We start from the raw sequence: 22366 nt of genomic DNA, 5'->3' as shown, positions 1-22366 counted from the left end.
GATCTCGTGGGACTTCATCCAGTTGATGTTGCCCTTGACGGTGTTGATCTCGCCGTTGTGGGCCAGCATCCGGAACGGCTGGGCCAGCCGCCACTCCGGGAAGGTGTTGGTGGAGTAGCGCTGGTGGAAGATCGCCACCGCGGCCGAGAACCGCTCGTCCTTCAGGTCGGGATAGAACTCGTCGATGTGCTCGGCCAGGAACATGCCCTTGTAGATGAGCTGCCGGGCGGAGAACGAGCACAGGTAGAAGTCGCGGATCGCCGCGGCGGCCACGCGCTTCTCGATCCGCTTGCGACAGAGGAAGAGGGCGCGTTCCAGCGGTTCGCCCGACAGGCCGGCGGGCGGGGAGAGCATGATCTGTTCGATTTCGGGCCGGGTGGCGTTGGCCTTCTCGCCGATCACCGAGGTGTCCACCGGCACCTGGCGCCAGCCATAGATGTAGAAGCCGAAACGCAGGGCCTCGGCCTCGACGATGGTGCGTGCGGCTTCCTGGGCGCTGAGATCGTTGCGCGGCAGGAAGACCTGGCCCACGGCGATGGCGCCCGGCCGCACGGTGTGACCGATGCGGGCGACCTGGTCGGCGAAGAAGTCCTGCGGAACGCTCAGCAGGATGCCCGCGCCATCGCCGGTCTTGCCGTCGGCGTCGACCGCGCCCCGGTGCCAGACGGACTTCAGCGCGCGGATGGCCAGCTCCACCACCTCGCGGCGCGGCTGGCCGTCCAGGGCGCAGACCAGGCCCACGCCGCAGGCGTCGCGCTCGTCGGCGGGGTTGTAGGCGTGGCCCTCGATGAGGCGCTCGCGGTTCGCCAGATAGCGCTGCATCTCGCTCATGGTCTTCACTCCGCCGCGACCAGCGCGGGCGCGCTGACCTGGGCCTGAAGGTAGGAATGGATGGCGTCGGCGGCGTCGCGGCCGTCGCGGATGGCCCAGACCACCAGGGAGGCGCCACGCACGATGTCGCCCGCCGCGAAGACGCCGGGCAGGCTGGTCTCCAGGGTCTTGAAGTTGGCCTTCAGCGTGCCCCAGCGGGTCACCGCCAGGTCAGGCGCCGAGAAGGCGCTGGGCAGGTCCTCGGGATCGAAGCCGAGCGCCTTGATGACCAGGTCGGCGGGCAGCTCGAAGGTCCCGCCCTCGACTTCCTCGGGCGCCTGGCGGCCGGTGGCGTCGGGCGGGCCCAGCCGCATGCGCGCGGCGCGCAGGCCGGCGGCGCGATCGGCCTCGCCCAGCACGGCGCGCGGGGCGGCTAGCCATTCGAACACCACGCCCTCTTCCTCGGCGTGGGCCACTTCGCGGGCCGAACCCGGCATGTTGGCGCGGTCGCGGCGATAGAGGCAGGTGACGGACCTGGCGCCCTGGCGCACGGCGGTCCGCACGCAGTCCATGGCCGTGTCGCCGCCGCCGACCACGACCACGTCGCGGCCCTGTGCGTTCAGCTCGCCGCTCTCGAAGGCCGGCACGCTGTCGCCCAGGCCGATCCGGTTCGAGGCGATCAGGTAATCCAGGGCCGGCGTCACTCCGGCCGAGCCGGCGCCTGGGGCGATGAGGTTGCGGGCCGCATAGACCCCGGTGGCGATCAGGACGGAGTCGTGCGCCCGCCGCAGGTCCTCCAGGGTGGCGTCAGCGCCCACCTCGAAGTTCAGCTTGAACACCACCCCGCCCTCGGCCAGTCGGCGTGTGCGGCGTTCGACGACCTCCTTCTCGAGCTTGAAGCCTGGGATGCCGTAGATCAGCAGGCCGCCGGCCCGGTCGTGGCGGTCATAGACCGTGACCTCATAGCCGCCTTCGCGCAGGCGCTCGGCGGCGGCCAGGCCCGCGGGGCCCGCCCCGATCACCCCGACCGACTGGCCGCGCGGGGGGCCGGCGCGCAGGGGCGCGACCCAGCCTTCCTCCCAGGCCTTGTCAGTGAGATAGCGTTCCACCGCCCCGATGGTGACGGTGCCGTGGCCGGACTGCTCGATGGTGCAGGAGCCTTCGCACAGCCGGTCCTGCGGGCCGTTGCGGCCGCAGATCTCGGGCATGGAGTTGGTCGCCGGGGCCAGGTGATAGGCCGCTTCCAGCCGGCCTTCCGCCGTCATCCGCAGCCAGTCGGGGATGTTGTTGTGGAGCGGGCAATGGGTCTGACAGAACGGGATGCCGCATTGCGAGCAGCGCGAGGCCTGCTCGGCCGCCTTGGCGTCGATGAAGTCGGCATAGATCTCGTGGAAATCGCCTGTGCGCGCGGCGGCCACGCGCTTGGCCGGCGTGGTCCGCTCGACGGTAGTGAATTTCAGCATCCGTTCGGCCATGGCGGCGCCTCCCGCCCGACCTGGGCGCGGTAGGTTTCTACAGAAGAACAGGCGAGACGAAAACCACATGATCCATAAATTAGACCATATGAGAGGCGGCCGAGAGGTTACCGCTGTCAAAATCAGTCTTGAGGCGATATTTAGTCCAATAATTGGATAAACGCCATATTTACCCTGTTCGCCGCCTTTTCCCACCCTGTCTCAGTAAGGAGTTCCGCCGTGGCCGATTGGATCTACGCCGTCATCCTCGGCCTCGTCGAAGGCCTGACGGAGTTCATTCCGGTCTCCTCGACGGGGCACCTGCTGCTGACCAAGACCCTGCTGGGCCTGCCGGACGGCTTCTGGGACACCTTCAGCGTCATGATCCAGCTCGGCGCGATCCTCGCCGTGGTGGTGCTCTATTTCCAACGGCTGTGGGGGGTGTTCCTGCGCCTGCCGAGCGACCCGCAGGCGCGCTGGTTCGCCGCCAGCGTGGTGATCGCGGTGATCCCCTCGGCCGTGGTCGGTTTCGCGCTGCACGACTTGATCAAGAACGTGCTGTTCGAGAGCGCGCCGCTGATCTGCGTGTCGCTGATCCTGGGCGGTGTGGTGTTGATCGTCGTCGACCGCTGGTCGCCGCGACCGCGCGAGGGAGACGCCATGGCGCTGTCGTTCTGGCGCGTCGTGGGAATCGGGCTTTTCCAGTGCCTGTCGGTCGTGCCGGGCGTCTCGCGCTCGGGCGCGACCATTGTTGGCGGCACGCTGATCGGTATCGACCGCCGCGCGGCGACCGAGTTTTCGTTCTTCATGGCCATTCCGACCATGGTCGGCGCCTTCGCGCTCGACTTCTGGGAGAACCGCGACGTGCTCACCGCCGACAACCTCGGCGTCATCGCCGTCGGCTTCGTGGTCAGCTTCGTCTCCGCCGTCCTGGTGGTGAAGACCATGCTGGGTTTCATCGCGCGCTTCGGCCTGACGCCCTACGGCTGGTGGCGGATCGCGGTGGGGGTCGTGGGCCTGGGCATCATCCAATTCGCCAGACCTTGAAATATATAGTATACTATTGTATATACGATCTTGACGTTCGCCAGCGTCTCCGAGGATGTGACGTTCTTCCGGTCTGAGGCTGACGATGTCGTATTTTGAGTGGGATGAGAGCAAGGCCGAACGCAATCGGCTGCTTCACGGCATCGGCTTCAACGATGCTGCACATGCATTGCTCGGAATGGCGCTGACCAGGCCGAGTCCGCGAGGCGAAGAGAATCGCTTCTCCTCGATCCACGAATGCGATGGGCAGATGATCGTCGTGGTTTGGACGCCGCGAGCTGGCTTCATCCGTATCATCTCCGCCCGGAGGGCCCGACGGAATGAGAGAGCGCAATTTGATCAAGGTGTCAGCGGGTCGGCTGCGACGCGGCGACACTGATTGGGCACGGGTCGACGCCCTGACCGACGAAGACATCGAAAGGGCCATCGCCGAAGATCCCGACGCGGCGCCGATCCTCGACGAGGAATGGTTCCGCAATGCGGAATTGGTCATCCCCACCAAGACCGCCACCTCCATGCGAGTCGACAGCGACGTGATGGACTGGTTCAAGAGTCAGGGGCGCGGCTGGCAGACCCGGATGAACGCGGTCCTGCGGGCCTACGCCAAGGCCCAGGGCGGCGTGAAATAGGCGGCTAGACCGTCGCGGAATCCTGTTGGTCGGCGAACTGGCCGCCCTTGCGGAAGCGGTAGAGATAGGTCGGCAGGATCGCCTCGACCGTCGTCGGCTCGATCCCGAGCTCGGCTAGGCCCGGATGGGCGCCGGAGACCACGTTGTCGGTCTTCAGGGATTCGACCTGGTCGGCGGTCAGCGGCGGAGCCCAGGGCGTGAAGACGGCCAGGGGCGAGCACAGCACGCCGATCACCCGCGCGATCGGGAAGGGCAGCGGCAGCAAGATGCGCTTGCGCTCGATCTCCTTCAGGATCAGCTCCAGGATCTCGCGGAACGAGAAGACCGCCGGGCCGCCCAGCTCATAGGTCTTGCCTTCGTGGCCGGGCTCGGAGACCGCGCGGGCCACGGCCTTGGCCACGTCGCCCAGGAACACCGGCTGGAACTTGGTCGCGCCGCCGCCGATCAGCGGCAGGACCGGGCTGATCACCGCCATCTCGCCGAACTTGTTGAAGAAGTCGTCGCCCGGGCCGAACACCACGGAAGGCCGGACCAGTACGGCCTCGGGAAAGGCGGCTCGCACCGCGGCCTCGCCGGCGGCCTTGGTGCGGGCGTACTTCGAGGTCGAGGCCTCGTCCGCGCCCAGGGCCGAGATCTGCACCAGGCGCTCGACGCCCAGCTCCTTGGCGATGGCGGCGACATTGCGCGCGCCGTCCACGTGGACGGCCTGGAACTTCTGGCGCCCGGTCTCGTAGAGCACGCCCACAAGGTTCACGCAGGCCACGGCGCCCTGCAGCGCCCGGCGCACGGAATCGGTGACGCGGACATTGGCCTGGACCACCTCGATCTGACCGACGTCGCCCATCAAGCGCATGGTGTGGGCCAGATGCGGCTGGCGGACCGCGACGCGGACGCGCAGGCCCTGGCGGGCGAGCGCCCGCACCACCTGGCTTCCGACGAAGCCCGACCCGCCAAAGACGGTGACCAGATCCTGCATGGCGCCTGCTTGAAATCAGTGAGTTCTAGGCCGCCCGGATAGACGATGCGCCGCGCCGCCGCAATGCGAGCGATCCGCGCGGGCGCTTCAGGCGTTATGATGCGGCGTCAGGAGGATGCCATGTCTGTCATGAAGATTGGATCCGGCGAGCCCTTCGAGGCCGTCTACGGTTATTCGCGGGCCGTCCGGGTGGAGAACCAGGTGTTCGTCGCCGGCACCACGGCGCGCGCCGCCGACCTCGAGGCCAGCGCCTATGTCCAGGCGCGCTCGGCCCTGGCCATCATCGCCTCGGCCCTGTCGGAGGTGGGCGCCCACTTGGACGACGTGGTGCGCACCGTGACCTACGTGGTCGACCTCGCCGACCTGGATCATGTGGCGCGCGCCCACGCCAAGGTGTTCGGCGCCACCCTGCCGGCCGCCAGCCTTGTCCAGGTCTCGGGGCTATCGCCTCCCACCGCCCGGGTCCAGATCGAGGTGACCGCCGTCATCTCGTCGCAAAGGGGCGTTGACCCGGCCCAGACGGCGCCCTAAGGAACGCGCCTCGCGCGATCCGGCGGATCGGGCCCAGGTGGCGGAATTGGTAGACGCGCTGGCTTCAGGTGCCAGTGGCCGTAAGGTCGTGAAGGTTCGAGTCCTTTCCTGGGCACCATCCTCCTCTCTATAGTGAGAGGACACATACTGATCCGGAGCGTGAGGCCCCTTGGCTAATTTCCTGCACGAAGGCGATCTGCCGGCGGGTGTCCTTGTGGACGCCGAGGCCGTGGCGGTGGATTCCGAGACCATGGGCCTGCGGCTGGGCCGCGACCCCCTGTGCGTGGTCCAGCTCTCAGACGGCAAAGGCGACGCCCATGTGGTGCGCCTGTCGCGGCCCGACTACGACGCGCCCAACCTGAAGCGGCTGCTGACCGATCCGGAGATCGTGAAGATCTTCCATTTCGGCCGCTTCGATATCGCCATGTTCCACCTGCACCTTGGGGTCATGACCGCCCCCGTCTACTGCACCAAGATCGCCTCGAAGCTGGCCCGGACCTATACCGACCGCCATGGGCTGAAGGACGTCTCGCGGGAGCTGCTGGGCGTCGACATGTCCAAGGCCCAGCAGAGCTCCGACTGGGGGGCCGCCAAGCTTTCCGACGATCAGCTCGCCTATGCGGCTTCCGACGTCCTGCATCTGCACGCCCTGCGCGCGCGGCTGGACGCCATGCTGGTCCGCGAGGGCCGCGACCACCTGGCCCGCGCCTGTTTCGACTTCCTGCCCCACCGCGCCATGCTGGACGTCGCGGGATGGGAAGAGGTCGACATCTTCGCCCACGCATGAGGTCCTAGGTGACCGAAGCCGCCATCTCCGCCGCTCCAGGATCGCGCCGGGACTTCGCCCGGTGGCGCCGGCGTTCGCGGATGATCCGGCGGCTACGGATCCTGCTCCCGGGGGCGATCGCGCTCATCCTGCTCACCATGGGCGGCTTCGTGGTCCACGCCACGGTGATGGGCGGGCGCGCGACGCCGGCCGAGGACGATGAACCGATCCAGCTGGTCAACCCCCGCTTCGTCGGCCGCGACGACAAGGGCCGGGCTTTTGTCCTGACCGCCAAGGTGGCGGTCCGCGACGAAGGCGACTATCAGCGTGTGGTGCTGGAGACGCCCACCCTGATCCTCGACGAGGAGGGGGCCAATCCCACGCGGATCACGGCCAAGTCGGGCGTCTATCGCGAGGATCGCCGGGTGCTGAACCTGGATGGCGGCGTCAAGATGAACGGGTCCAACGCCAATTTCGACACGGCGAGCTCGATCTTCAACACCGCCACCGGCGAGCTGGAAGGTCAGGGCCAGATCTCGGGCGTCGGATCGCTTGGCGAAATCACCGCGAAGTCCTATGGCGTGTACGACAAGGGTGAACGCCTGGTCTTCAAGGGCGGCGTGCGCGGCCAGATAAATTCGAAGTAGACTTCCACGGACTGGGTTTGGGGTGCGGGGCTTCCCACATGGGCTTCATGAGCATGAGCAAGCTTGAGATGACACGCTGGGCCGTCGGGGCCTGCGCCCTGGGCCTGCTGGCCGCGGGGCCGGCCGGCGCGCAGCTTTCGCAGGGTTCCGACGCCCCCGTCGACATCACCGCCGACTCCCTCGAGGTGGTCAACACCGAGTGCCTGTCGATCTGGAGCGGATCGGCAGAGGCCCTGCAGGACCGCACCCGCCTGCGTGCCGACGTGCTGAAGACCTACAGCAAGAAGGGTCCCGCCAAGGCCGGCGGCAAGGGCGCCACCTGCGGCGAACTCGACCGCATGGAGGCCGTCGGCAACGTCTATTACGTGACCCCCCAGCAGAAGGTGCGCGGCGACGCGGCCGACTATGACGTGCCGGGCGAGCGGATCGTCATCACCGGCGACGTGGTGGCGGTGAACGGCCAGAACGTGCTGCGCGGCGAGCGCCTGACCGTCAACGTCGCCACCGGCGACGCCCAGATGCAGTCCAACTCGAAGGGCCGCGGCGGCAAGGCGCGGCCGCGGGCGGTGATCTATCCCGAGAAGCAGCAAGCGGCGGGGCCGTCCGCCCCGCGTCGCTAGGGTGCGCCCCGAACGCTTCGCCACCCTGCCGGAGCTCGCCGGCGAGGGCCTTGTGGTCGACAATGTCGGCAAGTCCTTCCGCGGTCGCCCGGTGGTCAAGGGCGTCTCCCTGCGGCTGGCCCGCGGCGAGGTGGTGGGTCTGCTGGGTCCGAACGGCGCGGGCAAGACCACCTGCTTCTACATGATCACAGGCTTGATCCCGGCCGACTACGGCTCGATCTTCCTGGACGGCGAAAACATCACCGGCCAGCCCATGTACCAGCGCGCCCGCATGGGCGTCGGCTACCTGCCCCAGGAAACCTCGATCTTCCGCGCCATGAGCGTTGAGGAGAACGTCATGGCGGTGGTGGAGCTGCGCGAGACCAGCGCCGCCCGCGCCAAGGCCACCGTCACCGAGCTGCTGGAAGAGTTGCGCATCGAGCACCTGCGCAAGGCGCCAGCCATCTCGCTGTCGGGGGGCGAGCGCCGCCGGGTGGAGATCGCCCGGGCGCTGGCCTCCGAGCCCTCCTTCATGCTGCTGGACGAGCCCTTCGCCGGGATCGACCCCCTGGCCATCGCCGACATCCGCGAGGTGATCGCCTATCTCAAGGGCCGCGGCATCGGCATCCTGATCACCGACCACAATGTCCGCGAGACCCTGGACATCATCGATCGCGCCTCGATCATCCACGCCGGCGAGGTGCTGTTCGAGGGCTCCCCCGCCGAGATCGTCGACAATCCCGAGGTCCGCCGCGTCTATCTGGGCGAACGCTTCGGCTGAGGGTTCCGGCCGTCTGGACAAAACCGACCTGAGGTCTGTCTATGGGCGCCGCCGCAATGGGGCGGCAGGGACCTTCCTGTTTCATGCGTTCGATCAGCTTGCTGCTCACGGCCTGCGCCGTGCTTGCCGTCACACCCGTCGCCGCCCAGGTCGCCGAGGCGCCCACCCGGCTGTTCACGCCGCGCGACCTGTTCGGCCTGGAATACGCCACCGACCCGCAGTTCCGTCCGGACGGCGGGGCGATCGCCTATGTGCGGGTCGCCAACGACATCATGAGCGACCGGGGCAAGCGCTCGATCTGGCTGGTCGATCCCAAGTCCGGCGTCCAGACGCCGCTGGTGGCCGACGAGCGGTCCAACAGCCGCCCACGCTGGTCGCCGGACGGCCAGCGCCTGGCCTATGTGGTCTCGGGCCCAGACGGTGGGCCGCAGATCCATGTCCGCTGGATCACCAGCGGTCGCTCGGCCCAGGTCGCCACCCTCGAGCAGGCGCCGGGTGACCTGGCCTGGTCGCCGGACGGCAAATCCCTGGCTATCACCATGCTGACCCCCGGCGAGCCGGCCAAGCTCGCCGCCCCGCCGGCCAAGCCGGAAGGGGCTAGGTGGGCCGCGCCGCTCAGGGTCGAGGACCGCATGACCTGGCGCGCGGACGGCGATGGGGAGCTGAAGCCCGGCTTCAGCCACATCTTCGTGGTCTCGGCCGACGGCGGATCGCCCCGTCAGCTGACCTTCGGCAAGTTCGACGACAACGGGCCGCTGACCTGGAGCCGCGACGGCCGCCACGTCCTGTTCGCAGCAAACCGGGGCAAGGACTGGGAGCGCGACCCCAACGAGAGCGAGATCTGGCAGGTTGGCGTCGCCGACGGGACGATGACCCAACTCACCACCCGGGTCGGACCCGACGCCGCCCCGGAGGTCTCCCCCGATGGCCGCTTGATCGCCTATCTCGGCTACGACGACGCCGCGCGGCGCAGCTACGAGAACGTCCAGCTCCATGTCATGGACCGCGACGGCAAGAACCCCCGCTCGCTGACCGCGGGCCTGGACCGCAGCATCGACGGCGCCCAGTGGTCGCGCGACGGCCGCAGCCTGGTGGTCAGCTATGACGACCAAGCTGTGAAGAAGCTGGCGCGGATAGGCTTGGACGGGAAGATCACGCCCCTGGCGCAGGGGCTGACCGGCGCCTCGCTCGACCGGCCCTATACCGGCGGCGAGTTCTCGGTGGCGCAGACCGGGGCGGTGGCCTTCACGCAAGGGGGCGTGGACCGGCCCTCGGACCTGGCGGTGACCAGCGGCGGGGCGGCCAAGCGGCTTACCGCGCTCAACACCGACCTGTTCACCGGCAAGGCCCTGGGCAAGGTCGAAAAGCTGCCGACCACCTCGGCCTATGACGGCAAGGCCATCGACGCCTGGATCGTCACTCCGCCCAATTTCGACCCGGCCAAGAAATATCCCCTGATCCTGGAGATCCACGGCGGGCCGTTCTCGGCCTATGGCCCGTCCTTCTCCACCGACAACCAGCTCTATGCGGCGGCGGGCTATGTGGTGGTCTATTCCAACCCGCGGGGCTCCACGAGTTACGGCCAGGCCTTCGCCAACGAGATCGACAAGAAGTACCCGGACCACGACTATGACGACCTGATGAGCGTGGTGGACGCCGCCGTCGCCAAGGGCTTCGTCGATCCGGAGCGGCTCTATGTGACCGGCGGCTCGGGCGGCGGGGCGCTGACCGCCTGGATCGTCGGCAAGACCGACCGCTTCCGGGCCGCGGCCACCCAGAAGCCGGTGATCAACTGGACCAGCCAGGTGCTGACCGTCGACGGCGCCAACTTCATGGCCGCCTACTGGTTCGGCAAGATGCCGTGGGAGGACCCCCAGGGCTATTGGGCCCGCTCGCCGCTCTCCCTGGTCGGCAATGTGAAGACCCCCACCCTGGTGGTGGTCGGCGACAAGGACCTGCGCACCCCGGTGGGCGAGTCCGAGCAATACTACCAGGCCCTGAAGCTGCGCGGCGTGCCCACGGCCTTCGTCCGGGTGCCCGACGCCTCGCACGGCGGCATCGCCATCCGCCCGTCCCAATCCGGCGCCAAGGCCCAGGCCATCCTCGCCTGGTTCGAGCGGTATAGGAACTAGCCCCCTGCGAGTGGCGCAACCGCCTCCTCTCCCCCCGAAGACGGGTGGAGAGGAGGAGTTCACGCGGCCGTTACGGGAGCCGGCCGCGGCGGCGGCGGCCGGTTGGGCATGCTGGCCCGCCACTTTGCGCGCAGGGTGGCCGGGCGTTCGGGGTAGCGGTCTTCCAGGAAGGCCGCCTCCTCAACCCGGTCGGTGCGGAAGCTGCGGAAGTCCTGGCGCAGTTCGCACCAGCCGATCAGCAGGCGGACGGTCTGCATGTAACCCACTGTGATCGGCCAGATCAGCCGCTCGGTGGGGCGCTCCTGCTCGTCACGGTACTTGAGGTGGATCTTGCGACCGCCGCGGATGGCCAGGCGCACCTGGGCCATGTCCACCCGGTCGGGCTCGGTCATCCAGGCCGGCGGCACCCGGCTGGTGGGCTCCAGGGCATAGGGGCGCAGGCGCTCGGGCACGGCGGCGGCGATCTTGGCGATCAGGTCCTCGGCGGCGCGCGCCAGGGCCGGGTCGCCGCGGCCGATCACCCACTGGGCGCCCAGGACGGCGGCCTCGATCTCGTCCGGCGTCAGCATCAGGGGCGGCAGGTCGAAGCCCTGGTCCAGCACATAGCCCATGCCGGCCTCGCCGCGGATCGGCACCCTCTGGCCCATTAGGGTGGCGATGTCGCGATAGACCGTGCGCTTGGAGGTCTCCAGCTCCTCGGCCACCTTGTCGGCGGTGATCGGCCCGCGCGATCGGCGCAGGATCTGGATGATCTGAAACAGCCGATCGGCGCGTCGCATGGAAATCCGCTTCGTCATATCCGCAGCATGCCGCCACGCTGCTGACAGCATGGTGGCAGCAGATGCGCTCTAAGCCTAGGGGGTCAAATCAAAGGAGGGACCCCAATGATCATGCTCCACGGCTTCGGCGCCGGTTTCGGACTTCCGGAAATCAGCCCCTATGTCACCAAGACCGAGGTGCACCTGCAGATGGCGGGGGTCGCCTATGAGCGGGTGCAGGCCCAACGGGAAAGCTCGCCCAAGGGCCAGCTCCCCTGGATCGAGGACGACGGCGAAATGATCGCCGACAGCCATTTCATCCGCCTGCACCTGGAGCGGAAGTACGGGGTCGACTTCGATGAAGGGCTCTGCCCGGTGCAGCGCGCCCAGGCCTGGGCCATCGAGCGGATGATCGAGAACCATTTCGCCTGGACCACGGCTCATGTGCGTTGGCTGACACCCGAGAATTTCGCTAAGGGCCCGGCGATGTTCTTCAAGGATTTGCCGCCGGAGATGCAGGAGGATCTGCGCAAGCAGATCCAGCACGAGATCGCCGGCAATATCCGCGCCGTCGGGGTCGGCCGCCACTCGGAGGCCGAGATCCTCGGCCTGGGCGTGCGTTCGCTCGCCGCGCTCTCGGCCCTGCTGGGCGACCAGGCGTTCATGATGGGCGAGCGTCCGACCGGGGTCGACGCTATCGCCTTCGGCGTGCTGTCGGGCCTGATGACGCCCTATTTCGACGCCCCGATCCGCAACCGGGCCATGCGGCTCGACAACCTGGTCGCCTATGTCGATCGGATGATGGCCGGGGTCTATCCCGACCACCGCTGGACCCCGCTGTTCCGCGCGCCCGAGGCGGTCGCCGCGTGACAGTGGCGCGCGGACGCCGCTCCCCCGGCGTCCGCGCGGCAGTTCCTGTTTTTGGGGGGAGAGTTAACCAATCGGTGGGGATGGGCGCCCTAGGCTTGAGCAAGATTCAGGCCAGGAGGCGGATTTGGCGCTCGGCGCGCGTTTGGAACTTCGGCAAGGCCAGGGGCTGGTCATCACCCCCCAGCTGCAGCAGGCGATCAAGCTGCTGCAATTGTCGAACCTCGAGCTAGAGGCCTATGTCGAGGGCGAGCTCGAACGCAATCCGTTGCTGGCCCGCGACGAGACCGACCACGAGCCCGATCGTGAGGAAGCGCCGCGCGAATCGGACGACTTCTCCACCGACCAGATTCCCGACAGCGGCGCTGAGCCGCACATGGACATCACCCACGACCAGGCCTCGCCCGGCGAGGTCGCCACGGGCGATTCCGAGGCCCAGCAGGCCGGCGGCGCCATCGACTGGTCCAAGGCCGGATCCGGTGGCGGCGGCTTCGAGGATGGCGACGACTTCGAAGGCCGGCTGAGCAGGGACAAGACCCTCGGCGAACACCTCCATGACCAGCTCGCCGTGGCGGGCCTGTCGCCGGCCGAGCTGGTGGTGGCCACCGTGCTGATCGATTCGGTCGACGAGGGCGGCTATCTGCGCTGCGACCTGCCGGAAACCGCCGAGCGGCTGGGCTGTGGTCTGCCGATGGTGGAACAGGTGCTGACCGCACTGCACGGTTTCGAGCCCACCGGCGTCTTCGCCCGCGACGTGCGCGAGTGCCTGATGCTGCAGCTCAAGGAGCTGGATCGCTGCGATCCGGCCATGATGGCGCTGCTGGACAATCTCGAACTACTGGCCAAGCGCGACATGCCGGCTCTTCGCAAGATCTGCGGCGTCGACGACGACGACCTGCGCGACATGGTCGCCGAGCTGCGGGCGCTGACGCCCCGCCCCGGCGCGGCCTTCGGCGGCGAACCCTCGCAGCCGGTGGCCCCCGACGTCCACGTGCGCGAGGGCCAGGGCGGCCTGTGGCACGTGGAGCTCAACACCGACACCCTGCCCAAGCTGCTGGTCGACCAGCGCTACCACGCTCGGGTCTCGGGCGCGGCGCGCACCGACCAGGAGAAGGTCTTCGTGGCCGACTGCATGGCCAGCGCCAACTGGCTGGTGAAGAGTCTCGACCAACGCGCCAAGACGATCCTCAAGGTGGCCTCCGAGATCGTCCGCCAGCAGGACGGCTTCCTGGCCTATGGCGTCGAGCACCTGCGACCGCTGAACCTCAAGACCGTGGCCGACGCCATCGGCATGCACGAATCCACCGTCAGCCGGGTGACCTCCAATAAGTACATGGCCACCCCGCGCGGCATGTTCGAGCTGAAGTTCTTCTTCACCTCGTCGATCGCCTCGTCCTCGGGCGGCGAAGCCCACTCGGCCGAGAGCGTGCGCCACAAGATCAAGCAGCTGATCGATGCCGAGCGCACCGACAGCGACGTCCATTCCGACGACGCCATCGTCGACATCCTGAAGGAGACGGGAGTCGATATCGCCCGGCGCACGGTCGCCAAGTACCGCGAGGCCCTGCGCATCCCCTCCTCGGTGGAACGGCGACGGGCGCTCAAGGAAACCGCCTAGCCTGTTTCCAAGAATTTCTATCTTGAGCACGGCGCATGTCCGGCTAGGGATGGCGCGTGATCAGCTTCCAAGCCGTCGGCAAGACCTTTCCCCGCGCGCCCTCGCCGGCGCTGAAGGACGTGAGTCTCGAGGTCCGTCCCGGCGAGGTGTTCGGGGTCATCGGCCAGTCGGGCGCTGGCAAGTCGACCCTGATCCGGCTGATCAACGGCCTGGAGCGGCCGAGCGTCGGCCGGGTGGTCACCGACGACGATGATGTCGGCGCCCTGGACGCGGCGGCCCTGCGGGCCCTGCGCCGCCGGGTGGGCATGATCTTCCAGCACTTCAACCTGCTTTCGTCCAAGACGGTGGCGGCCAATGTGGCCTATCCGCTGAAGGTGGCCGGCATGCCGAGCTCGGCGATCGGCCCCCGGGTGGCCGAGCTGCTCGACCTGGTGGGCCTGGCGGACCAGGCTGCGAAATATCCCGCCCAGCTCTCCGGCGGCCAGAAGCAGCGGGTCGGTATCGCCCGCGCCCTGGCCAACGGTCCGAAGATCCTGCTCTGCGACGAGGCGACCAGCGCGCTGGATCCCCAGACCACCGAACAGATCCTCGACCTGCTGGCCCAGCTCAATCGCGAGCTCGGCCTCACCATCGTCCTGATCACCCACGAGATGGAGGTGATCCGCCGGGTCTGCCATCGCGTGGCCGTGCTCGACGCCGGATCGGTGGTGGAGAGCGGCGAGGTGGCCGAGGTCTTCCTGCATCCCACCCATCAGGTGACGCGCCGCTTGGTGGCCGACGCCGCCGGCCTGGCGGCGGCCAAGATCGAGGGCGGGCCGCCCACCCTGAGGCTGACCTTCCGGGGCCAGGCGACCTTCGAGCCGATCCTGGGGCGGATCGCCCGCGACACAGGCGTCGACTATTCGATCCTGGCCGGCCGCATCGACCGCATACGCGACGAACCCTACGGGCAGCTCCTGGTCTCGCTGGTGGGCGGCGACGTGGCCGCCGCCCGCGCCCGCCTCACCGCCGCCGGCGTGCGGCTGGAGGAGGCGTGATGGAGGCGTTGCTGGCCAACGTGGTCTGGGCCGACATCGCCCAGGCCCTGCTCGACACCCTGATCATGCTGGGCGGCTCCCTGGCGTTCAGCGTCATCCTGGGCCTGCCGCTGGGGGTGATCCTGTTCCTGACCGCCCCGCGCCAGCTACTGGCCAACCGGGCGGCCAACGCGGCCCTGTCGTTCACGGTCAATGTCCTGCGCTCGGTGCCCTTCGTGATCCTGCTGATCGTGATGATCCCGCTGACCGTGTTGCTGGTTGGCACTTCGCTCGGGGTGGCCGGCGCCATCCCGCCGCTGGTGGTGGGCGCCGCGCCCTTCTATGCCCGACTGGTGGAGACCGCCCTGCGCGAGGTCGACCGCGGCGTCATCGAGGCCGCTCAGGCCATGGGCGCCACCCCACGCCAGATCGTGTTCGGGGCCCTGCTGCCGGAAGCCATGCCCGGCATCCTGGCCGGGGCGACGGTCACCGCCATCGCGCTGGTGTCCTACACGGCCATGGCTGGAGTGGTGGGGGCCGGCGGCCTGGGCGACCTGGCGATCCGCTTCGGCTATCAGCGGTTCCAGACCGACGTCATGGTGGTCACCGTGCTCATGCTGCTGGCCCTGGTCCAGGGGCTGCAATGGGCGGGGGACCGCCTGGTCATCAAGGTCAGCCGGCGCTGATGAAGGAGTTCCCATGTTCCGCACCCTGATTCTGAGCGCCGGGATCCTGGTGCTGGCCGCCTGCGGCCGCGAGGCGCCCCAGAGCGCCCCCGACACCCTGACCATCGCGGCCACCGCCGTGCCCCACGCCGAGATCCTGGAAGTGGTCCGGCCGATCCTCGCCGAGCAGGGGCTCAAGCTGGATGTGAAGGTGTTCAACGACTACGTGCAGCCCAACCTGCAGGTCGACCAGAAGCAGCTCGACGTGAACTATTTCCAGACCGCGCCCTATCTGGACGAATTCAACAAGGCGCGTGGGACCCGCCTGCTGCGGGTGGTCGGCGTCCATATCGAGCCGATCGGCGCCTATTCCCGCAAGCACAAGGCGCTCGCCGACCTGCCACAGGGCGCCAACGTCGCCATCCCCAACGAGCCCAGCAACGGCGGTCGCGCCCTGTTGCTGCTGCAGAAGGGCGGGCTGATCACCCTGAAGGATCCCAGGAACCCGCTCTCGACCCTGAACGACGTCGTGGGAAATCCCAGGGGGCTGAAGTTCCGCGAGCTGGAGGCGGCCACCCTGCCCCGCGTGCTGGGCGAGCTGGACTTGGCGGTGATCAACACCAATTTCGCGCTCGACGCCAAGCTGGACCCGGCCAGGGACGCCCTGATCCTCGAGGACAAGCAGAGCCCCTATGTGAACTTCCTGGTGGCCCGGGAAGACAACAAGGATGATCCGCGCGTGCAGAAACTCGCCAAGGCGCTGACCAGCCCCGCGGTGAAGGTCTTCATCGAGAAGACCTACCACGGGGCCGTCCAGCCAGCGTTCTAGGTCCTTTTCCTCCCACGCAAAGCGGGGGAGGAAAAGAATCTAGCGCGCCAGGACTTCGGCGATCTGCACGGCGTTGAGCGCCGCGCCCTTCAGGAGCTGATCGCCGGCCAGGAAGATCGACAGGGTGCGGCCGGTGGGATCGGACAGGTCGGTCCGGATGCGGCCCACCGCCACCTCGTCCTGGCCCGAGACCTCGTTGGGCATCGGATAGCGGTTGGCGACGTGGTCGTTGACCAGCCGCACGCCGGGGGCGTCGGCCAGCCAGGCCTCGGCCTCACCGGGCGTCACAGGATTCTCGAACTCGACCACCAGCGACATGGAGTGCGCGCGCAGCACCGGGACCCGCACGCAGGTGAAGGAGAGCCGCATCTCCGGGGCCGACATGATCTTGCGGATCTCGGCCATGGCCTTCAGCTCCTCGCCATTATAGCCGCTGTCCGGATCGACCTCGGCGTTGTGGCTGAACAGGTTGAAGGCGTATGGGTGCGGCAGGACTCGCGGGGCGTAGGCCTCGCCCGCCAGGTAGGCGGCGGTGGACTGTTCCAGCTCGGCCATGGCCGCGGCCCCGGCCCCGGACGCGGCCTGATAGGTCGCCCCGATCACCCGGACCACCTTGTTGCGGGCGTGCAGCGGCTGCAGGGCCATGACCGCGATGGCGGCCACGCAGTTGGGATTGGCCACGATGGCCGGGCGGGCGGCCAGCAGCTCGCCGTTCACCTCGGGCACCACCAGGGCGATGTCCTCCTGCATGCGGAAGGCCGAGGAGTTGTCGACCACCAGGCAGCCCGCCGCCGCGGCGATCGGCGCGTACTGGCGACTGATCCCACTGGCGGAGGCGAAGATGGCGATATCCATCCCGGCGAAGCTCGCCTCGTCCAGGGCCTCGATGGCGACGTCGCGACCGTTGAAGGCGAGCGTCTTGCCGGCCGAGCGCGGCGAGGCCAGCAGCCGCAGGTCGCGGACCGGGAACCCACGGCGTTCCAGGCAGCCGATCACTTCGCCGCCGACCGCGCCGGTGGCGCCGACGACCGCGACATTGAACAGCTTCTGGCCGATGGGACGGGCGGGGGCTTCGAGGGTGGACAGCATCAGGTCTCGTCTCCAGTTGAGCCGGAGGATCGGGAGCCTGTCTTCGAAGGAAATCGGCGACCCCGTCCTGGCGGCGGGGTCCTTGGGGGTGCTACGCGGCGTGCGCGCGCCAAACCCCAGGCCCCGCGGGCATGGTGGTTTTAATCGCGCTTTTGATCATCGAACGACGCATGGCCGCGAAATAGTTCGAAGCTGGGTTGCTTGTAAACAGCGCAAAGCAGCGCAAATCCATTTCGTGGTTCGCGCGTTGTCGCTGCGCCACGTTCTTGGAGCTGACGATTGGGAGTCTTGGGGAGCCAAATGCCGCCGGCCGCCAATGAACGCCGGAAGCCGATTTCGATGATCCTGCGCGAACTTGGCGAGCAGGACAGCCTGGCCGTGGGCGAGATCATCGACCGGTTCGGCCGCCGGGCGTTCGGCGCCCTGATGTTCGTCTTCGCCATCCCCAACCTGCTTCCCTTGCCGCCCGGCTCTTCCACCCTGCTGGGCGCGCCCCTGCTGCTGCTGTCGCCGCAGGTGGCCATGGGGATCCCGACGCTTTGGCTGCCGAAAGTCCTCGACGACCGCAGGATGGCGGGCGCCAGTCTCGACAGGATATTCGGTCGGCTGCTGCCGTGGGTGGAGCGGATCGAGCGAGTTTCGCGCCCGCGGCTGACCTTCATGTTCGGGCCGGCCGGCGATCGGTTGATCGGCGTGATCTGCACTCTGCTGTCCTTCGTGCTGATCCTGCCCATCCCGCTGGGCAACCTGCTGCCGGCTCTCACGATCGGCGTGCTGGGCTTTTCGCTGTTCCAGCGGGATGGGGTTTTCGCCCTGGTGGGCTACCTGCTGGCGGCCGTCAGCGGCGCGGTTTTGTTCCTCGCCGCTGACTTGGTGATCGATGGCGTTCGACATCTCGTGAACTGGTTCGGGGCCGCTTGACACCAACCGCGCGGAGGCGCGTTGTTCTTCACATGCAAGTCCTTGTTTCCGGCAAGCATGTCGCCGTCGGGGAGGCCCTGCGCGAGCGGGTCACCGACGAAATCACCGGCTCTATCGGCAAATACTTCGACCGCGGCGGCGACGCCGACGTCGTCGTCAGCCGAGAGGGTCATTCCTTCAGGGTCGACTGCGCGGTGAAACTGGCCTCAGGCCAGGCCCTGCAGAGTCACGGGCTGGGCGGAGACGCTCACGGCGCCTTCGACGCCGCCCTGGCCAAGATGGAGACTCGCATCCGGCGTTATAAGCGCCGGTTGAAGAGCCATTCCGCCGCGGCCTCCGCCCGCCAGGCGGAGACGGCCTCCTATTTCGTGATCCGAGCGCCCGAGGGCGACGAGGACATGGACTGGGACGAGGGCGAAACGCCGCAGTCCGCCCATACCCCGCCGTCGGGAATGGTTATCGCCGAAACGGAAAGGCCCGTTCGCGAGATGACCGTTTCCAGTGCGGTCATGGAGTTGGACTTGACGGAGTCTCAGACAATCGTGTTTAGGAACGCCGCTCACGGTGGCTTGTCCGTCGTGTACCGCCGGCCTGACGGGAATATTGGCTGGATCGACCCTGAACGCACGAAATCCGTGAATGGGAACGCGCTGAACGGAGCCGGGGTTTAAGAGCCCCGGACTTCCGGCGCTCCTGATCCCGGGGTGTGATCGGGGCCACTTTGTTTGGGCGTCACACGTTATGCAGATTGGCGATATCCTGGACCGCGCCGCGATTGCGGCGCGAGCCTCCGCGCCGAACAAGCGCCAAGTCCTGGCCCTGGTGGCCGAGGTCGCGGCCCGCAATTTCGGCATCGACGCCGGGGTGATCCTCGACGCCCTGGCCGATCGTGAGCTCGCGGGCTCGACGGGCGTCGGTTACGGCGTGGCCGCGCCGCACGCGCGGCTGGAAGGCCTGACCCGCATGCGCGGCGTGTTCATCCGGCTCGACACCCCGGTGAATTTCGATGCGGTCGACGACCAGCCGGTGGATCTGATCTTCGCCCTGTTCGCCCCGCCGAACGCCTCGACCGAGCATCTGCGGGCGCTGGCCCGGGTCTCGCGCCTGCTGCGCCAGGGCGACCTGCGCGATCATCTGCGCAAGGCGCGCACGCCCGACGCCATCCATGCCTTGCTGGTGCAGGAGCGGCCGTCCGCGGCGGCATAGAAGCCCACCAAGAGCTGTCATCCCGGTTTGCGAAGCAAGACCGGGACCTATACGCGCGGGGCTATTCCAGATGGCGAGGCGCCGCCGGTGCTTGCGCAATCAGGCGCCTATGGGTCCCGGATAAGCGCTCCGCGCCTTCCGGGATGACAGTTGTGGGATTCTCGCCGTCCTTAGTGGACCGAGACCGGCGCCAGTTCGTGGGCGAGGGCGGCGGCGACGGCGGATTCCTTGTCGGTCAGCACGGCCAGGCGCTCGCCATCGGCCCGGTGGACCGCATAGAGGGTCTGGTTGGGATCGAGATCGAAGCCCTGGATCTGGGCCGTGGGGGTCGAGGCGATGATCTCGGCGGCCTTGATCGGCCGGACATAGACGAGATCGGGACCGCCAAGAGCGGCGAAAGCTTCGGTCGTAAGATTCGGCGTCATCATGACCACCTCCGTAAAACTCAACGCATCCGACGACCGCAGGTTCAGCCGGTCGTCCTAGCTGGGCTGGATTATCCGCCGGTGCGGATGGGAATCCGCTGAACCAGCCGTTCAGGTTCCGGTCGGGTTAGGTCGATATGGAGCAGGCCGTGCTCCAGCAGGGCGCCCTCCACCATCATGCCGTCGGCGAGGACGAAGCTACGGATGAAGCCCCGCGCCGCGATGCCGCGATGCAGATAGGCTTCCTCGCCCGCGCCTTCGCGCTTGCCGGCCACGATCAGCTGGCGGTCCTCCACCGTCACGTGCAGCTGGTCGGGGGTGAACCCGGCCACGGCCAACGTGATGCGCAGGGCCCCGTCGCCGCGATCCTCCACATTGTAGGGCGGATAGCTCTCGGCTGCGGCCTTGGCCGCGCGCTCGATCAGGCTACGGGTGTGATCGAAGCCCAGCAGGAAGGGGCTGTCGAATACGATCGACCGGTTCATTCCAGAGTCCTCGCTCCAAGCGACTCCCCGGAACCTCGCCCGCAATCGGCGCGAAGCCCCGGATGGACTCTATCTGGTGGGCGGGGGGCGGAATTTCAACGGGGATGGAAAAGGCGGCGCTAGGGCGGCGCGGACGCTCAGGCCGCATCCTCGAGGAAGTCCGTGATCGAGTCGCGGCTCGGGGCGAGGCCCTTCAATTGCAGGACGGCGCCGGCATTGCCCCGGTGATAGGTCCCGTGCAGGCAGACGTGCAGGACAATCTCGCCCCGCCGCATCCGCGCTGGCTTTCCGCTGGTGAAGACGAAATCGAGAGGCTGTTCGAAATCGTTCGCCGCCAGACCGGCCACATAGGTCGCGTACCAGTCGTCGATCTCCCTAGCGCTGTCGGCCAACGCCTGGAACTCCGGCATTTCTTCAGACCGCGCCGCCTGGAACGCGTGCGTGGTCCCCAGCAGGTGGTGCTGGAAGATCCTGTCGACCACATGGATGTGGTCGAGGATGCGGAGCATGATCGAGGTCTCCTCGTCGGTCAGCCGGTCGAGGTTCTGGCTGACCGCGTCGTAGAGGCCGCGATCGGCCCACCGCTTGATGTCGATGAGTTGGGCGTAGGGCTGGCGGATCATGGGGACGGGCTCCGGTGGCGTTTCCTGTCTCGTCCGGCTAAGATACGAGTGATAGCTCGTATCTTCTACTCGCTTCCGGAACGCGGAACATGGCGCGCAGGCCGCTCACCAATCCCAGGAAGCAGGCCTCTCAGGAGCGATCGCGTGCGACGGTCGACGCCCTGATCGAGGCGACCGCTCGCATTTTGGTCCGGGAGGGCTTCGACAAGGCCAGCACCAACCGCATCGCTGAGGAGGCGGGGGTCAGCGTCGGCTCGCTCTACCAATATTATCCCAGCAAGGAGGCCCTCGTGGCCGCTGTCATCGATCGCCACAACGAAGGCGCCCTGACGCTGGTCCGCGGCGTGCTGGCGGAGGTCGCCGCCCAGCCGATCGAGATCGCGGTGCGCAAGGTCGTCGCCGCGGCGATCGACGCCCACCGCATCGATCCCAAGCTGCATCGCGTCCTGACGGAGCAGATTCCGCGCACCGGCCGGCTGGACAATGTCGAGGCGCTTAATCGCGAGGCCTACGCGCTGTTTCGGACCTATCTCGAGGGGCGTCGCGACGAGCTGCGCGCCCTCGACCTGGAGTTGGCGGTCTTCGTCTGCGTGACCTCCATAGAGGCGCTGACCCACACCGCGGTCCTGCACCATTCCGAAGGCCTTACGGACGAAGCGGCCGAGACCCTGGTCGACGAGGCCACGAGGCTGGTGGTGCGGTATCTGCTGCCCTAGACGCGGCCGAAACCGAGGCCCGGAAAAGGCGAAGGCCCGCAGCTTTCACTGCGGGCCTCCATGGTGGAGCTAAGCGGAGTCGAACCGCTGACCTCTTGAATGCCATTCAAGCGCTCTACCAGCTGAGCTATAGCCCCGAGGTCTCGGGTCTCTGACGGGGTCCCCGCCGAAGAGGCGCGGAACCTAGTCTGAGAGTTTGGCGCGATCAACCCGCCCAGAGGGCTTTTTTTCGGGGCGGGTTGTCGCGCCTTGGATCCTAGCGGTCGTCGTCGCCCTCGCCGGGCAGACCTTCGATTTCGGTGTCGTCGAAATCGTCCTCGTCCTCGTCTTCCAGGAACGGCACGTCGGCGTCGTCCTCGTCCTCGAGGTCGTCGTCCTCGGTGAACTCCGAGAGCTGGTCTTCCGGCGCGGCGTCGGGCGCCTCGTCGTCGTCGTCGGAGATCAGGGGAACGTCAGCCACCGCCTCGTCGAGTTCGGGGGTGACGACTTCGTCCTCCTCTTCCTCGTCTTCGGCCTGGGCCTTGGCGCGGACTTGATCTTCGGCCTCCTCGGCGTCGTGATCGACGGGCGCCGCGCGGGCGCGGACACGGCGATTGCGGACGGCTTCGTCAGGGTCGAATTCGTGGTCGCACTTGGGGCAGTGAGCCGGGCGACGGGTCAGGTCGTAGAATTTCGCTTGGCAGTTGGGGCAAAGCTGTTTTGCACCCAGTTCGGGATTGGCCAAGGGCGGGCCTCTGGACAGGGGTTCAAATGAAGCCGGCTCCCTTGCCACGCGC

The 22366-nt window shown here is 67.8% G+C and carries 26 protein-coding genes, 2 tRNA genes and 1 pseudogene; 19 read left to right on the top strand and 10 right to left on the bottom strand.

Annotated features, from left to right (window positions below):
- Positions 1-831 (bottom strand): annotated as a pseudogene (locus Q8Q88_RS06090) (glutamate synthase large subunit); the annotation flags it as partial.
- A gap of 5 nt (positions 832-836) precedes the next feature.
- A complete protein-coding gene (locus Q8Q88_RS06085) occupies positions 837-2285 on the bottom strand; it encodes an NAD(P)-dependent oxidoreductase (protein ID WP_305674304.1) in 1449 nt (482 codons plus the stop codon).
- A 219-nt stretch (positions 2286-2504) separates the two neighbouring features.
- Here Q8Q88_RS06085 and Q8Q88_RS06080 point away from each other — a divergent pair, with 219 nt between their 5' ends.
- The 3 genes from Q8Q88_RS06080 (at position 2505) to Q8Q88_RS06075 (ending at position 3940) form a co-directional block, all read left to right on the top strand.
- Positions 2505-3311: an undecaprenyl-diphosphate phosphatase gene (locus Q8Q88_RS06080; RefSeq protein ID WP_305674303.1), complete on the top strand. Its 807-nt coding sequence runs from the start codon at positions 2505-2507 to the stop codon at positions 3309-3311.
- Positions 3312-3396: 85 nt separating this feature from the next.
- A complete protein-coding gene (locus tag Q8Q88_RS24675; RefSeq protein ID WP_371129813.1) occupies positions 3397-3690 on the top strand; it encodes a BrnT family toxin in 294 nt (97 codons plus the stop codon).
- The gene (locus tag Q8Q88_RS06075) at positions 3656-3940 is read left to right on the top strand and encodes a BrnA antitoxin family protein (protein WP_305674308.1); all 285 of its coding nucleotides are present in this window, start codon (positions 3656-3658) and stop codon (positions 3938-3940) included. The genes Q8Q88_RS24675 and Q8Q88_RS06075 overlap by 35 nt, the downstream gene beginning before the upstream one ends.
- A 4-nt stretch (positions 3941-3944) precedes the next feature.
- Here Q8Q88_RS06075 and Q8Q88_RS06070 read toward each other — a convergent pair whose 3' ends face one another.
- Positions 3945-4916, bottom strand: a complete 972-nt coding sequence (locus Q8Q88_RS06070; protein WP_305674302.1) for a complex I NDUFA9 subunit family protein — start codon at positions 4914-4916, stop codon at positions 3945-3947.
- A 129-nt stretch (positions 4917-5045) separates the two neighbouring features.
- Between Q8Q88_RS06070 and Q8Q88_RS06065 the strand changes: the two genes are divergently transcribed.
- The 7 genes from Q8Q88_RS06065 to Q8Q88_RS06035 all read left to right on the top strand — a co-directional run bounded on the left by Q8Q88_RS06065 (position 5046) and on the right by Q8Q88_RS06035 (position 10372).
- Positions 5046-5447 (top strand): Rid family hydrolase, encoded by a 402-nt coding sequence (locus Q8Q88_RS06065; RefSeq protein WP_305674301.1) that lies wholly within the window; start codon positions 5046-5048, stop codon positions 5445-5447.
- 31 nt (positions 5448-5478) lie between these two features.
- Positions 5479-5565: transfer RNA gene (locus Q8Q88_RS06060), tRNA-Leu, on the top strand.
- 51 nt (positions 5566-5616) lie between these two features.
- Positions 5617-6234 (top strand): ribonuclease D, encoded by a 618-nt coding sequence (locus Q8Q88_RS06055; RefSeq protein ID WP_305674300.1) that lies wholly within the window; start codon positions 5617-5619, stop codon positions 6232-6234.
- Positions 6235-6242: 8 nt separating this feature from the next.
- Positions 6243-6860: an LPS export ABC transporter periplasmic protein LptC gene (gene lptC, locus Q8Q88_RS06050; RefSeq protein WP_305674299.1), complete on the top strand. Its 618-nt coding sequence runs from the start codon at positions 6243-6245 to the stop codon at positions 6858-6860.
- A 53-nt stretch (positions 6861-6913) separates the two neighbouring features.
- A complete protein-coding gene (locus Q8Q88_RS06045) occupies positions 6914-7480 on the top strand; it encodes an LptA/OstA family protein (RefSeq protein ID WP_305674298.1) in 567 nt (188 codons plus the stop codon).
- Positions 7481-7505: 25 nt separating this feature from the next.
- The gene (gene lptB / locus Q8Q88_RS06040; RefSeq protein WP_305674307.1) at positions 7506-8240 is read left to right on the top strand and encodes an LPS export ABC transporter ATP-binding protein; all 735 of its coding nucleotides are present in this window, start codon (positions 7506-7508) and stop codon (positions 8238-8240) included.
- 83 nt (positions 8241-8323) lie between these two features.
- Complete coding sequence (locus tag Q8Q88_RS06035) at positions 8324-10372, top strand: S9 family peptidase (RefSeq protein ID WP_305674297.1); 2049 nt, start codon at positions 8324-8326, stop codon at positions 10370-10372.
- A gap of 59 nt (positions 10373-10431) precedes the next feature.
- On the opposite strand, the gene Q8Q88_RS06030 is transcribed toward Q8Q88_RS06035, so the two are convergent.
- The gene (locus Q8Q88_RS06030; protein WP_305674296.1) at positions 10432-11151 is read right to left on the bottom strand and encodes a YafY family protein; all 720 of its coding nucleotides are present in this window, start codon (positions 11149-11151) and stop codon (positions 10432-10434) included.
- 105 nt (positions 11152-11256) lie between these two features.
- Here Q8Q88_RS06030 and Q8Q88_RS06025 point away from each other — a divergent pair, with 105 nt between their 5' ends.
- The 5 genes from Q8Q88_RS06025 to Q8Q88_RS06005 all read left to right on the top strand — a co-directional run bounded on the left by Q8Q88_RS06025 (position 11257) and on the right by Q8Q88_RS06005 (position 16125).
- Positions 11257-12000, top strand: a complete 744-nt coding sequence (locus Q8Q88_RS06025; protein WP_305674295.1) for a glutathione S-transferase family protein — start codon at positions 11257-11259, stop codon at positions 11998-12000.
- Positions 12001-12124: 124 nt separating this feature from the next.
- The gene (gene rpoN / locus Q8Q88_RS06020) at positions 12125-13615 is read left to right on the top strand and encodes an RNA polymerase factor sigma-54 (protein WP_305674294.1); all 1491 of its coding nucleotides are present in this window, start codon (positions 12125-12127) and stop codon (positions 13613-13615) included.
- A gap of 56 nt (positions 13616-13671) precedes the next feature.
- Entirely contained in the window at positions 13672-14652 is a 981-nt protein-coding gene (locus Q8Q88_RS06015; RefSeq protein WP_305674293.1) for a methionine ABC transporter ATP-binding protein, read from the top strand.
- A complete protein-coding gene (locus Q8Q88_RS06010; protein ID WP_305674292.1) occupies positions 14652-15317 on the top strand; it encodes a methionine ABC transporter permease in 666 nt (221 codons plus the stop codon). Before Q8Q88_RS06015 ends, Q8Q88_RS06010 begins: the two co-directional genes overlap by 1 nt.
- A 13-nt stretch (positions 15318-15330) precedes the next feature.
- Positions 15331-16125, top strand: coding sequence for a MetQ/NlpA family ABC transporter substrate-binding protein (locus Q8Q88_RS06005; protein WP_305674291.1), 795 nt, complete (start codon positions 15331-15333; stop codon positions 16123-16125).
- Between the two features lie 39 nt (positions 16126-16164).
- Here Q8Q88_RS06005 and Q8Q88_RS06000 read toward each other — a convergent pair whose 3' ends face one another.
- Positions 16165-17214, bottom strand: coding sequence for an aspartate-semialdehyde dehydrogenase (locus Q8Q88_RS06000; RefSeq protein WP_305674290.1), 1050 nt, complete (start codon positions 17212-17214; stop codon positions 16165-16167).
- Between the two features lie 339 nt (positions 17215-17553).
- Between Q8Q88_RS06000 and Q8Q88_RS05995 the strand changes: the two genes are divergently transcribed.
- The 3 genes from Q8Q88_RS05995 (at position 17554) to Q8Q88_RS05985 (ending at position 19341) form a co-directional block, all read left to right on the top strand.
- Positions 17554-18135: an exopolysaccharide biosynthesis protein gene (locus Q8Q88_RS05995; RefSeq protein ID WP_305674289.1), complete on the top strand. Its 582-nt coding sequence runs from the start codon at positions 17554-17556 to the stop codon at positions 18133-18135.
- 32 nt (positions 18136-18167) lie between these two features.
- The gene (hpf, locus tag Q8Q88_RS05990; RefSeq protein WP_305674288.1) at positions 18168-18806 is read left to right on the top strand and encodes a ribosome hibernation-promoting factor, HPF/YfiA family; all 639 of its coding nucleotides are present in this window, start codon (positions 18168-18170) and stop codon (positions 18804-18806) included.
- A 70-nt stretch (positions 18807-18876) separates the two neighbouring features.
- Positions 18877-19341 (top strand): PTS sugar transporter subunit IIA, encoded by a 465-nt coding sequence (locus Q8Q88_RS05985; RefSeq protein WP_305674287.1) that lies wholly within the window; start codon positions 18877-18879, stop codon positions 19339-19341.
- 170 nt (positions 19342-19511) lie between these two features.
- Here the strand turns inward: Q8Q88_RS05985 and Q8Q88_RS05980 are convergent, their stop codons facing one another.
- The 3 genes from Q8Q88_RS05980 to Q8Q88_RS05970 form a co-directional block, all read right to left on the bottom strand.
- Positions 19512-19766, bottom strand: coding sequence for a DUF1150 domain-containing protein (locus Q8Q88_RS05980; protein ID WP_305674306.1), 255 nt, complete (start codon positions 19764-19766; stop codon positions 19512-19514).
- A gap of 71 nt (positions 19767-19837) precedes the next feature.
- Positions 19838-20251, bottom strand: a complete 414-nt coding sequence (locus tag Q8Q88_RS05975) for an Hsp20 family protein (protein WP_305674286.1) — start codon at positions 20249-20251, stop codon at positions 19838-19840.
- A 137-nt stretch (positions 20252-20388) separates the two neighbouring features.
- The gene (locus Q8Q88_RS05970) at positions 20389-20874 is read right to left on the bottom strand and encodes a DinB family protein (RefSeq protein ID WP_305674285.1); all 486 of its coding nucleotides are present in this window, start codon (positions 20872-20874) and stop codon (positions 20389-20391) included.
- Positions 20875-20963: 89 nt separating this feature from the next.
- Here Q8Q88_RS05970 and Q8Q88_RS05965 point away from each other — a divergent pair, with 89 nt between their 5' ends.
- Complete coding sequence (locus Q8Q88_RS05965; protein WP_305674284.1) at positions 20964-21590, top strand: TetR/AcrR family transcriptional regulator; 627 nt, start codon at positions 20964-20966, stop codon at positions 21588-21590.
- A gap of 61 nt (positions 21591-21651) precedes the next feature.
- Here Q8Q88_RS05965 and Q8Q88_RS05960 read toward each other — a convergent pair.
- Together Q8Q88_RS05960 and Q8Q88_RS05955 are read right to left on the bottom strand one after the other, a co-directional pair.
- Positions 21652-21727: transfer RNA gene (locus tag Q8Q88_RS05960), tRNA-Ala, on the bottom strand.
- A 119-nt stretch (positions 21728-21846) separates the two neighbouring features.
- The gene (locus tag Q8Q88_RS05955; protein WP_305674305.1) at positions 21847-22314 is read right to left on the bottom strand and encodes a TIGR02300 family protein; all 468 of its coding nucleotides are present in this window, start codon (positions 22312-22314) and stop codon (positions 21847-21849) included.
- Positions 22315-22366: the final 52 nt, after the last annotated feature.

The sequence above is a fragment of the Phenylobacterium sp. genome, from assembly GCF_030697925.1.
Lineage (GTDB): Bacteria > Pseudomonadota > Alphaproteobacteria > Caulobacterales > Caulobacteraceae > Phenylobacterium.
The sequence above is the reverse complement of the archived record's forward strand: the minus strand, read 5'-3'. Positions and strand labels throughout refer to the sequence as shown.